Raw genomic sequence first — 12,296 nt, forward strand, 5'->3', positions numbered from 1 at the left:
ATATGCACTAAACATAAAGGGATTGCACGCAATATGTAAAAGTGCAATCCCTTTAAATAAATCATTTTCTAGTTATGAGAATGTCATCCCCTATCCTTTCTTATTTCTTTTTGTATTTTACGCAGTGCTTTTTTCGAACCGCGCTCGATATCATGCTGTAACTTTCGGTCTTGATAATCCACAAATAATGTATCTAAATCATAGCCTTCTGGATATAATTCGTTGGCCTGCACCTCTAAAGCCAATCGCTTCACATTGACTTCCATGAAATTGCCTTGATAGAACACGGCGATATTATTGTAAGGGTCCATTTCTTGATAGACAATGCCATAGTCATTGTAATCTAATAATTTCACACGGTCCCCTTTTTGAAATGCATAATTGTCTTGCTTTTGTACTTTGACAATCTTCGGCTTTCTTATTTTATCTTCATGCACACGTTGTAAGTGATAATCCTTATTTTCCATGTATGCTTGTGCTCTTTGTAGCACAGTTTCACGCATATTCATTTTTCTCGAAATCCACAGGGCGTTACTGTCCCCGGATGTACCGATCATCAGCTTATACATCGGCTCTAATGTGTCGCTATTAAAGCGCATGGCGGCATTCATAAAATCATGATGCATTTCTGAAAAACGTTTAATTTCGCCATAGTGTGTAGTTGCCACTGTGATACAACCCATTTGATAAAATTCCTCTAAAATGGCGATTGCAAGTGCCGCCCCTTCGTTCGGTTCCGTTCCACTTCCAATTTCATCAAACAGTAAAAGCGTATTATTATTGGATGCGCGCATAATTTCGGAAAGGTTTTTCATATGCGATGAAAACGTACTAAGTGCATTTTCGATGCTTTGATTGTCACCAATATCTACAAAAATATGGTCGAACACTGCCAATTCGGTCGTCTTATCTGCGCTAATATGAAAACCGGACATGGCCGCCAACGTTAATAAACCGATTGTTTTCAAAACTACCGTTTTTCCGCCGGCATTTGGCCCTGTTATAATTAGGCTACGATAATCTTTGCCTATACCAAAATTAAGTGGTACAGCCTCTCCAGTTAGAAGTGGATGTTTACAATTCACTAATTTTATATAGCCATGGTCATTTAATGTGGGTGCTAGGCCACCAATGTGTTTACTAAATTTTGCTTTGGCAAACACCATATCGTATTGGCTAATCAGTTCCATATTGATGTTGATTGCTTGAATATTCTCCAACAACAATCCCGAAAGTGTCGCTAAAATTTGATATTCTTCTATCGCTTCTTCCGCTTTTAGACTTGCAAGCTCCCCATTTAATTTTGTCACGGTATTAGGTTCTATAAAGACCGTCGACCCTGTAGAGGAAATTTCAATAACTGTACCGGGTACATGATTTTTAAAGGATGCTTTAATGGGAATGGTATAACGATCATCTTTTTTACTAATAAAGAATTCTTGAATATACGTTTTATTGGCACTATTATTTAAAAATTTAGCTAAGCGTTCTTTAATTTTTTCTTCCGTTGTTTCGATATGGTTGCGAATTCGCTTTAAGTCTCTGCTTGCTGCTGCATCCACCCGATTTGCCTTAATGGAAAAATTAATTTCTTCTTCCACACTTTTAAATTCGGACATCGAAATTGCGTAAGAAGCTAACAAAGGTGCAAAAAATTCTTTATCCTGCATAAATTTTTTAATCTTCCTACATCCTCTTAAAAAATCTGATACGTTTATGAGCTCACTTGGATCAAGAATAATGCCTTTTTCAAGGTTTTTAAGTGTATGGTCAATATTGGTGACGCCTAAAAATGGGACATGCCCTTCTGCATCCAAGATTGCGCGCGCTTCTGTTGTTTCGTGTAAACGGTTGTGTACGACTGTCAAATTCGAGCTCGGTGTCAACTTATCCAATAATTGCTTCCCTAACCCACTGACACAAAAAGATTTTACTAGCTGTTTTAATTCGTTATATTGTAACTTTTCAAAAGTTGTTTGATTCATGTTCAATTCTCCTCACGATGATTTTTCCTATCACAATGAAGATACCTACCCATTAGATGTCAATGATCTGTCAACTATAGCATTGGGTTATTTTCTTATTCAGTTTACTTATAAACACAAAAAAGCTGTGGGGATACCACAGCTTCCTTTACAGTTACAAGGCATGTGCAAATAGAATCAAGCGAACATTCAGTATTCGCTCATTCAAGATTACACGCTTTATAAAGTATTGTAGGTATCTTCATAGGTTTTGAAATAAATCCATGACAAAATTAGGGGTGGTTTTGATACATATCCCCCATCGTCATCTCTTTACTTCATTTAGTTTTGCCTATTTAGAACCTACCGCACTCACAAAAAGCACCTCGCATTTATTTATAGTTCGTTTCATTATCATCTAATTGATTGCATTCATAATACTATATGCCAATCAAAAAGTAAAGTTGCTTCGTTTTGGCGTTTTTTGACGATGAAAGTAAATGACATCGTTTAGTCATTAAAATTAAGGAAGTCATGTGGAGAAATCCTCATTTATAATCCTCTATAAAACGGTTGAGCTTATGAAGCTAGAGCTAAGACTTTTACTGACCCTTCCTGCATAACATTTATATAGAATAGGAAAGGATGATGCCTTATCCGTAAAAAAGGAATCTTTTTTGTGGTAACGGTCATATTCATATGTGGGTCATTCTTAATGCTAGATATTTTTTTCAACACATCAGATGATAGTGGTCGTGTTAATTTTGCCAATCACCAAAAATTGTTGGCGGAAGTTGCGAAGATTGATGCACAAATAACCGAAACTGAACTTTCAAATAAAATTGTTAGTAGGTTAAACGAGCATGGCTATACGTTGGCTGGAGGCGTAGGATACACTATTTACCCAGATAAACAAATAATTGCACTGTTAATGTATGATGGTGATGCAATGAATACAGAAAGAGAAAGAGAAATTCACAATATTGTAAACATTGTAGCAGAAGAAAACGGTTTTCATTCCTTTGACATCGAAATACAAAATGCCGCTAATAAATAAATAACCCTGCCACTAAACCTGCTAGACCAAGATAAATCAGCGACTGCACTTAAACAATGAATACTCGAAATTGGTTGACAATTAGAGATGTAAAGTTATAATAAGTATCAATATCTGCATAACGAAGATTTGTTTCATGCATTTCGGAGTATAAGAGTAAAAGCGTTGAAGAGAACGAGTAGCTTTAATGGAACTTACAGAAAGTAGCCGGTTGTTGAGAGGCGCAAGGAAAGTTAAGGTGAATACATCTTGGAGCTGCGTACCGAACTTATAGTAGGCTACGACGGGGTTGCACCCGTAATCAATGCATAGGTATCGCATATAGCCGTACCTATTGAGGAGAGTTATGTGAATAGCTCTCAAATAAAGGTGGTAACACGTTCATACACGTCCTTTAGGTTTATTCCTAAAGGGCGTTTTTTGTTTTTCTCTTATAGAATCTGTCAGATTAACATTTGAAGGAGTTGTTAGAGATGTTGTTAGAACCACAAGAGCAATTAGCAATCATTAAGAAAGGGACAGACACAATTGTTCATGAAGAAGAATTACTGGCAAAATTAACGCGTTCATTCGAGAAGAAAGAACCGTTGACAATTAAATTAGGCCTTGATCCTTCAGCACCGGATATTCATTTAGGTCATGCCGTTGTTCTACGCAAAATTAAGCAAATGCAAGATTTAGGACATCAGGTAGTCATTTTGATTGGGGACTTTACTGGTTGCATTGGTGACCCAACAGGAAAAGCAAAAGGTCGTGTGGCACTGAGTGATGCAGTAGTTAAGGAAAACGCCCACACCTATTGCGCGCAAATCTTTAAAGTATTAGATAAGGATAAAACAACGGTCCGTTTTAATAGTGAGTGGTTAACAAAATTAACGTTTGAAGAAGTTATTCAATTAGCAGCAACGACTTCGGTAGCGCGCATTTTAGAACGAGATGATTTTCAAAAACGTTACAAAAATCAAGTGCCTATCGGAATTCACGAATTTTTCTATCCGTTAATGCAAGCGTATGATTCCGTCGAAATTTCCGCAGACATTGAGTTAGGCGGCACAGACCAAACTTTTAATATTTTAATGGGTCGAACATTACAAAAGCATTTAGGGTTAGAAAAACAAATTGCCATTTTCATGCCTCTACTCGAAGGTTTAGATGGGGTTGAAAAAATGAGTAAAAGTCTAGGGAACTATATCGGTGTCAATGAGGCACCCGAAACAATGTTTAAAAAAGTGATGGAAGTGCCCGATCATTTGATCATTAAATATTTTGAATTGGCAACAGATGAGCATCCTCAGTTCATCAACATGATTCAGGAACGTTTAGAAAACGGGGAAAACCCCCGTGATGTGAAATTACAATTAGCCGAAATAATTACCTCGTTATATCATGGTAAAAATGCGATGAAGGAAGCTAAAGTCTATTTTGAAACCGCCTTTCAAAAACGAGAAATCCCAGAAAATATTCCTAGTCTGATAATTCAAATCGGACACGAAAAGATTGCCGACATCATTCCTGAACTGATTACCATGGATTTTGTTCAAAGTAAAAGCGAATTTGTAAGGTTAATCAAACAAAATGGCGTATCATTAAACGGGGAAAAAATTCTAGCGGACGATTTAGATCATATATTAATGAACAATGACGTGTTACAAATTGGCAAGAAACGATTTCTAAAATTTATTAAATAACGAGCGACTAAAAAAATCAAAAACATGCACTAAACGAAAATTGTTTTATGCATGTTTTTTCGCCATAATCGTGCCCTGTTCTAGTTACTATTCTTGATGACTTTAAACATTCCGGTCATATTAGGAGAGTGGTTATAAAAATCATATTTTTCATAAAATTCACCTTTACCTGCTGATGCAAATAACCCGACAAATGCCTTATCAGGTGCATTTTTTTCTAGATAACTTACTAATGAATTCATAATGTCTTTCCCAATCCCTTGTCCTTGATGTTCTGGATGAACAACGACGTCTTGGATATAAAAATAGATTACACCGTCTCCAACAATTCTCCCCATTCCAAGAATATTGTTATTATCTTTAACGATAACGAAAAGATCGAATGTTGAATTGATGTCTCTGCCACATCAAAATTCATATAATCTCCCCACCCTACACTCGAACATAAAATTGATCTAGTGTTGGTTTTGTATGATGTAGAACCTCATTTACATACTATAAACAGTCCTTCCCATAAACCAAAGTTCTATTTCTGACAAAAAGACTAGTTAGGTTATCCTAAAGCCATGTTATTTCATAAAAAATATATTTTATCATCAATAGATTTCTTCGTTCTATCATAATAGACAGCGTGGCATTTTTTCGTCCTTAGCAAGGAATGAATCGGGTAAGGTATCCTATGTGCAATCTGTTTTACACATAAAAAGGACCTGTAGAAAATTTCTACAAGTCCTTTTATTACGCGGATTTATGATGGGCTCTTCTCGTTTCGATGATTTTTGAGCCAGAGAATAATAATAACGCTATCCAAATAATACTAAACGCCATTAATTCTACTTGGCTAAATGGCTCCTTATACAGCACAACACCTAAAATTAAGACAATTGTTGGCGCTACGTATTGTATAAAGCCCAATAAATAGAGCGGAATATTTTGTGCGCCTTTGGCAAATAAAATTAAAGGCACCGCTGTGACAATACCACTTACAATCATCAAAATATCTGTTTGTACATTCACATGTAAGAAAGAAGCTTGGCTTGTTGTAAATAGATAGATGTAATACCCTAGCGCAAAAGGTAGGATAAACAATGTTTCAATCGCAAGACCTCTAGTTGCATCAATGGTAATTTTCTTTTTCAGCACACCATAAATGGCAAAGGTTAATGCTATCAGTAATGCGACCCATGGAATAGAGCCGTAGTTCAATGTCAAAATAATGACAGCGATAAAGGCAATACCTGTAGCAGCCCACTGTGCACGGCTAAGTGTCTCTTTGAAGAAAACTACGCCAAAAATAACTGATAACAATGGGTTAATGTAGTAACCTAGGCTTGTCTCAATCAAGTGTTCATGCGTTACAGCCCAAATATATAAATACCAATTCATTGAAATGACAAAAGAAGCTCCCGCTAGTAGCCAAAAAAGCTTCTGATGCGTCCATAAATATTTTAAATCTGCCAGTAGCTCTTTACGCATACCGATAAGTACTACTGCTATCACCGTAAACACAAAGGACCAAATCACGCGTCCTAACAGAATTTCCATGCTTGGCACATGCTCAAGCATTTTCCAATAAAGCGGGAAGGCACCCCAAATGACATAAGCAAAAAATGCTGCCAATATCCCTTTTTTCTCGTTCGACATTATCTATAATTCTCCTACTCTAGTTGTATAAATCATTTACGCCTGCGCGTAAATATATGCAAGCATAACTTTGTTCAATAGACCAAAAGCAACCACTGGCAAGATTGATGTTCACTGAGCAAAATTTCAATCAGTGAGGTTTTTGCATCCTCGACTGATGGTTAGTTGCAGCACTCGGGCTTTTACGCTTAGGTAATCGTTCACTTGTTCTCATCTTGCAACTTAAGTGTTGGTTTCTTACTGGCCGTTCTTGCTGAATAAAGTTAAAGAATAGACTCATTATAGGACTTTGTTGGAAAACTGTAAATGCACATTTTCACTATAAGCGTATTGGTTATTGCTAAAATAGCAAAAGCAGACCAAAAACTCTAATAACTATTGATAAATCGCAAAATATTATCAACAAAACTGGGAATGTGTCATAAATTAATTGGTTCCACCTATCCAGTTTTATCTAACTAAGCTAGTCTCTGTTTTCACTTTCAATCTCAGAAATATATTTTCGTACCATACTATAGCTGATTTCTGGATTGATTTGACGTTTAATGCGAATATGAATTTCTTTTATACCCACACCTTGCTCACGTAAATCTCGAATCATCGATTTCAGTGGGCCAGAAAGTGTTTCTCTGGACAATGCAGTATATTTACTCAATTCAATTAGGAGTTCTGTATTTTGGCGACGTAGCTCTTTGAATTCCTCCACGATGCAATTATATTCCGTTAGCTTTTTTTGCAACACTGCGTTTTGCTGTGCAATCTTTTGCACCTCTTCTGTCAGTAATGCATTTTGCTTTTTTAACGTTTTCCGATCCTGCTCCAATATATGATGCTTTTTATCTGAATCTACATCCATGGTATTGAATAATTGTTCGATTTGCGCTAATTCCTTGTAGCGATTTTGTGATAACAGCATCAAGGACTCTGATGCTTTGACGGCAAGTGTGCCATCCTGCAATGTTTCACAAGACAATGCAAAAGGATCTATTTTGTTCATCATTTATTCACTCCATTACTAAATTGTCCATGTAATGGTATTACTTTAATTAACATCTTTCCGCTTCCTTTGGTTTTGATAATCATTCTCATTTATATCATCATAATAAGTTATGGTCATTTTGTCAAAATAAAAAAACTCCTTGCATTGATTATGCAAGAAGCTTCCCTGTTACATTTTTTTCAATTTTTCATATTCAAGCTGTAATTTTTCGATACGTTTACGGCCTTCTTCACGGTTTTTCGTTGTTTCTGCTTGAATCTGCTTCGTTTCTTGAATACCCGCCATAATCGTTTGCCATGTTGTTTCAATCGTTTCAATTTTAATGCTTGGGCTACCCGCAGCTCGTGCGATATTCACACTATTTTTACTGATATTTTCAGCATTTCGTACTAGCATTTCATTCGTACGACGGTCAAGCTCACTCATTGAATCTGAAATCAATTTTTGACGCTTCAATGTCACTGCATGAATGAGACCTTGTTTAAAAATTGGGATTGTTGTGACAAACGCAGAGTTAATTTTACCAATTAAATGATTATTCCCCTGCTGCATTAAACGAATTTGTGGTGCAGATTGGAAGGATACTTGCTGCGCCATTTCTAGATCATAGCGTCGTTGCTCAAGCAAATCTACCGCACGGAGCATCGTTTCATATTCCATTGCTGCCAACTGGTCACCTGTTTGCGCTTTTTGCTCCAGCATCGGTAATGTTGCGCGTACCTCGTCTGCCTTCACTTCAATGGCCGCTACAAATTTACTTAATGATTGGAAGTAGTTTAAGTTTTGGTCATATAACGTTTCAAGGTCTACAGTATTGCGTTTCATCTCGACCTCATATTTTTGAATTTCACGGTAAATGACGTCAATTTCCTTATTCATACTGTCATATTTAGAGAGAATGCGCTCTAATTGTTCTTTGCCTTTATTGAACAGCTTTGTCAGGAAGCCACCCTTTTTTTCGTCTGTAAAATCTTGTGGATCAAATTTATCCATAATTTTATTTAAATTGTTGAGCAACACACTCGATTCCTCAAGCTTACTTGCTTTCATCGTTGCGAGCATTTTATCTGAGAATGTAGAAATACCAGTTGCCGTTTCTTTTCCTAGTTCCAACATAGCAATTTGGTCTTTCACATCTATTTTCTGTGCTAATGTATGCACTTCTGGATCTTGTTTTAATGCGAGCTGATTTTGCGCAATTTGTGAAAGCTCTTGTTCTGAAACAAGCGTCGGTGCCTGTGTCGGTGCTTGTGCTGGCGCAGCCTGCAATAATGGATTGGGCTGTAATAATGGATTCTCTGTAGCAAATGGATCTTTAGATTTTAACAAATCGTTGTTGAATTCAGACATAAGTAATACCCCCTGCGATTAATCTCTACTTTTTAATACGAATAAAAAATAAAAAAGTTTCATTTATTCAAGTCTTACAAAATATGTGACATTTACTGGATGGGAATTATCAATATACCTCAATTGCCAGCTGTCATGCTTAACGAATGCATATCTTGAAAAATCTGTCGATGTTCATTCTGTAAAGCCGCAATATGCTACCAAAAGAGCAACCGATTATCCCCTTTCCTTAAATTATAGCTTGTTTGAAAATGAAATACGACTGAATTGTCGAAAAACCTCACATAGACTTCGATTTCTGTTTAGCGGTTGATGCAAATGCCTAGATATAACGCCAAAGAGCAGCCAGCTAAAGCGGCTGCTCTACTACATCATGTTGTCACTTTTAACACGGTTTTAATTTTTTGAATAACGCCACCTGTACTATATGTCAGCACACTGCGCTTGTAGAAGGATAAGCTAAATAAGTAAGCCACAATAATAGTTAGCACAAGAATCCCAAGCGAAAATAGTGGTTGCATAACACCAATATCAGTGGCACCAATACGCATTGGCATGACCATACCAGAGGTAAATGGAATATAAGAGAAAATCTTAATAACGATTGTATCTGGATTGCCAATTCCAGATAACATGACGTAGAAGCCAATTAACGTAATCATCATTGCCGGCATAAGTACTTGGCCTGCTTCCTCTACCTTGGAAACTAAAGAACCAAATAATGCGCCAACAATTAAATAAAGAATAATCGTTAATAGTAAGAACAGGATTGCATATAACACATAGCTTACAGATAATTCCTTGACAATGTCTCCTGCCATATCCCAAATAACGCCACCCTTGACGAATTTCGCATAGAGTAGGAAAACACCCGCAATAATTGCCATCTGTGTGAATGCTAGTAGCAGTACACCAGCAATTTTAGCTTTAAAGTGGGTAGCAGGTTTCACACTTACTAAAAGCATTTCCATGGCACGTGAACCCTTTTCCGAGGCAATTTCAGTTGTAATCATTGATAGGAATGTGGAAATAAAGAAATAAATTAAAATACCAACAGCATAGGAAACCCATAGCCCTGATTGTTTTTCTTCCTCACTTTTACCACCAGATGTTTCTTCATTTAAGTTTTTATTGGTAATAGTCGTGTTTGCTGCCATGATTTGCGCTGCCTGCTCTGGAGATAGCGATAATTGCTGTACGGCATAATGTTGACCCGCGTACTGTAGTAACGAAGAAATCGTTGATTGATCGTTTAGTTTTAACGGCGTAAAGGTTGAAATTTCAGCATGTAATTGCCCATCTTTATCACTTATTTCAACAATTGCAGCTATTTCTTCGTCCTTCACTTTCTGCTCTAATACCTGTAAATTCGTTTCATCCTGAATAAACGCCATATCAGCATTTGAAATAAAGATGCCGCTTAAATCGGCTGATGTTTCATTGACAATGGCAATTTGCTGCGCTTCATCATTTCCTGTAAAGAGTTCTTTTATATCTGACCAAAAAATGGCTACTGACATACCTGCAACATATATGAGCGTCATCAAAATAAAAGATTTAGATTTTAATTTTGACATGTATAACTGTTTCATCAATAAATTAAACTTCGACAACATTACCACCTACCTTATCTTTGAAGATTTCATCCAATGTTAAATAATCTAAGCTGAATTTTTCAATATATTTACCGTTTGATAGCTCGTCGAATATGCTTTGCGCGAAATGCTCTTCCTCTAGTGTAAGCACTGTTTGCTCTTTTTCCACACGCACGTCTTTGACACCTTCTAGTGCCAGTAACTGTGTAGTAGACCAATTTGTGCGCACTGACAGCTTTGTTTTACCATATTGTTTCTTTAAATCTAATAAACTACCTGTAAATAGCGAGACCCCTCGTTTCAATAGACAAAGATGATCACATAGTTCCTCTACATTATCCATTTGATGACTGGAGAATAAAATCGTCGTCCCTTGGTCCTTTAGCAGTAAAATCGCGTCTTTCAGCAAGTCTTTATTGACTGGATCAAGACCACTAAATGGTTCATCCAAAATTAAAAATTGTGGCTTATGGATAAAGCTTGCGATGAGCTGTACTTTTTGTTGGTTCCCTTTAGACAGTGTCTCCGCTTTATCTTTGCGTTTTTCTTCCAGTTCAAATCGACTAATCCAAAAATCGATATCCTTTTTTAGCTCTGCCTTGTTCATACCGCGAAGTTCACCGAAAAAGTATAATTGCTCTTCGACCTTCATCGTAGGGAAAATTCCGCGTTCCTCCGGTAAATAACCTAGTACGTCACGGTTGATGCTATTAACAGGTTGACCATTCCATGAAATCGTACCAGAAGTTGTTTCCTGCAAATCTAGTATCATTCGAAATGTCGTTGTTTTACCTGCACCATTTTGTCCAATCAGTCCAAAAATCTCACCTTTTTCAATGGTGAAATTCAAATTATCGACTGCTGTAAAATCCTTATATTTCTTCGTGACATGTTGTAATTGTAATGTCATCTTATTTCCTCCCTACCCTTCAAATATATGTAATGCTTGCTCTAATCGTTTTTTACGTTTAACAATTTTAAAAATGGGTACCCACAATAACATTGAAGCGATAATGTTGAAAAATCCCAGACACGTGTTCAATAAACTTTGTGATGATCCCGTGATGCCAAGAGTAATATTTAAAATGCCCATGACAACATTTAAGAGTGCTAATGGTATAAAAAGACGGTTCATCGACTTTAAAGAATTAATTTTAGAGGGAGCATCTGAAAATAATTCAAATGGACCATCTACAGCTTTCTTTCGATAATAAGCCCAGCCTGCAAATTTTGAGACACATTCAATATTCATCGACTGTAAAAAATCAAAATAATCCTGCGTTCTGCCGTTGATCCATTCATTGCGGTAGATGTATTGACCTGATTCGCCTTGTTCAAATACAAAATAGCCCAAATATGTTTTCTGTAGATGCCAGCCCTGTGCCGCCATGTCATTGACCCACGCTTCTTCCTTTTCATAGTCCATAAAAAAGCGGTATGTTCTCCTTTTCATATAATCCCTCTCTTAATCTTCAAAAATATGAGCATGCATTTGCAATTTCTTTTTTCGTTTAGTATTTCTTTGAATTTCTACGTAAAGTAAAGCGATCATCAACACATTTAACGAGCTAGCCCATAGGATTTCTTGGTGAATTTCATGGTGAAGAAGTGGTAGGACAATATTATTTAACAGCACAAGTATGTTCACTACAGCCGCGAACAGAAACAGTGTATTTAAACGTGCCAAATATTTGATTTTTTCTAATTTCCCGGAAAATATTTCAAATGGTCCATCCTCACGTCTTTTCCGAAAGTACGCCCATACACCAAATGAATGAATACATTCTACCCCCATGGACGCTAAAAACTCATAATAATCTTTCTTCCGTTTTATCACCATTTCGTTACGATAAATGAATTCACTTGGATTTCCCTGTTCAAATATATAAATAAATGGCCAGAACTTCTTTAAATGCCAACCTGTTTCAGCCATTGTGTTGACCCATTTTTCCTCATGTTCATGATCGATATAAAAGCGAAATTTAACTCGTTTCAAAA

Annotated in this window: 10 protein-coding genes, 1 pseudogene and 1 other annotated feature; of the genes and pseudogenes, 2 read left to right on the forward strand and 9 right to left on the reverse strand. The window is 36.6% G+C overall.

The genetic code is table 11. The features are described 5' to 3' along the window. Positions 1–83: 83 nt before the first annotated feature. Positions 84–1,985 (reverse strand): endonuclease MutS2, encoded by a 1,902-nt coding sequence (locus C9J35_RS06205; RefSeq protein ID WP_107923825.1) that lies wholly within the window; start codon positions 1,983–1,985, stop codon positions 84–86. Positions 1,986–2,643: 658 nt separating this feature from the next. Here C9J35_RS06205 and C9J35_RS06210 point away from each other — a divergent pair. Continuing rightward, positions 2,644–3,021 (forward strand): hypothetical protein, encoded by a 378-nt coding sequence (locus C9J35_RS06210; protein ID WP_153062945.1) that lies wholly within the window; start codon positions 2,644–2,646, stop codon positions 3,019–3,021. A gap of 156 nt (positions 3,022–3,177) precedes the next feature. Continuing rightward, positions 3,178–3,419, forward strand: a binding site (T-box leader). A gap of 75 nt (positions 3,420–3,494) precedes the next feature. Beyond that, positions 3,495–4,709, forward strand: coding sequence for a tyrosine--tRNA ligase (gene tyrS / locus C9J35_RS06215; RefSeq protein ID WP_107923827.1), 1,215 nt, complete (start codon positions 3,495–3,497; stop codon positions 4,707–4,709). An 80-nt stretch (positions 4,710–4,789) separates the two neighbouring features. On the opposite strand, the pseudogene C9J35_RS06220 reads toward tyrS, so the two are convergent. The 8 genes and pseudogenes from C9J35_RS06220 to C9J35_RS06255 all read right to left on the reverse strand — a co-directional run bounded on the left by C9J35_RS06220 (position 4,790) and on the right by C9J35_RS06255 (position 12,294). Then, positions 4,790–5,160 (reverse strand): annotated as a pseudogene (locus C9J35_RS06220) (GNAT family N-acetyltransferase). Positions 5,161–5,447: 287 nt separating this feature from the next. Next, entirely contained in the window at positions 5,448–6,353 is a 906-nt protein-coding gene (rarD, locus tag C9J35_RS06225; protein WP_107923828.1) for an EamA family transporter RarD, read from the reverse strand. 463 nt (positions 6,354–6,816) lie between these two features. Beyond that, positions 6,817–7,353: a hypothetical protein gene (locus C9J35_RS06230; RefSeq protein ID WP_107923829.1), complete on the reverse strand. Its 537-nt coding sequence runs from the start codon at positions 7,351–7,353 to the stop codon at positions 6,817–6,819. 168 nt (positions 7,354–7,521) lie between these two features. After that, entirely contained in the window at positions 7,522–8,703 is a 1,182-nt protein-coding gene (locus C9J35_RS06235) for a toxic anion resistance protein (protein ID WP_107923830.1), read from the reverse strand. 371 nt (positions 8,704–9,074) lie between these two features. Next, on the reverse strand, positions 9,075–10,280 hold the full coding sequence (locus tag C9J35_RS06240) for an ABC transporter permease (RefSeq protein WP_235616211.1): 1,206 nt from the start codon (positions 10,278–10,280) through the stop codon (positions 9,075–9,077). A gap of 22 nt (positions 10,281–10,302) precedes the next feature. After that, positions 10,303–11,208: an ABC transporter ATP-binding protein gene (locus C9J35_RS06245; RefSeq protein WP_107923832.1), complete on the reverse strand. Its 906-nt coding sequence runs from the start codon at positions 11,206–11,208 to the stop codon at positions 10,303–10,305. A gap of 12 nt (positions 11,209–11,220) precedes the next feature. After that, a complete protein-coding gene (locus C9J35_RS06250) occupies positions 11,221–11,751 on the reverse strand; it encodes a DUF2812 domain-containing protein (RefSeq protein ID WP_107923833.1) in 531 nt (176 codons plus the stop codon). Between the two features lie 12 nt (positions 11,752–11,763). Further along, entirely contained in the window at positions 11,764–12,294 is a 531-nt protein-coding gene (locus C9J35_RS06255; RefSeq protein ID WP_107923834.1) for a DUF2812 domain-containing protein, read from the reverse strand. Between the last annotated feature and the right edge of the window lie 2 nt (positions 12,295–12,296).

This window comes from Lysinibacillus parviboronicapiens (genome assembly GCF_003049575.1).
Taxonomy (GTDB): Bacteria; Bacillota; Bacilli; order Bacillales_A; family Planococcaceae; genus Lysinibacillus; species Lysinibacillus parviboronicapiens.

Coding starts and splice junctions, on each gene's coding strand:
- C9J35_RS06205 (WP_107923825.1), bottom strand. CDS start 1,985: ATGAATCAAACAACTTTTGAAAAGTTACAATATAACGAATTAAAACAG.
- tyrS (WP_107923827.1), top strand. CDS start 3,495: ATGTTGTTAGAACCACAAGAGCAATTAGCAATCATTAAGAAAGGGACA.
- rarD (WP_107923828.1), bottom strand. CDS start 6,353: ATGTCGAACGAGAAAAAAGGGATATTGGCAGCATTTTTTGCTTATGTC.
- C9J35_RS06230 (WP_107923829.1), bottom strand. CDS start 7,353: ATGATGAACAAAATAGATCCTTTTGCATTGTCTTGTGAAACATTGCAG.
- C9J35_RS06235 (WP_107923830.1), bottom strand. CDS start 8,703: ATGTCTGAATTCAACAACGATTTGTTAAAATCTAAAGATCCATTTGCT.
- C9J35_RS06240 (WP_235616211.1), bottom strand. CDS start 10,280: ATGTCAAAATTAAAATCTAAATCTTTTATTTTGATGACGCTCATATAT.
- C9J35_RS06245 (WP_107923832.1), bottom strand. CDS start 11,208: ATGACATTACAATTACAACATGTCACGAAGAAATATAAGGATTTTACA.
- C9J35_RS06250 (WP_107923833.1), bottom strand. CDS start 11,751: ATGAAAAGGAGAACATACCGCTTTTTTATGGACTATGAAAAGGAAGAA.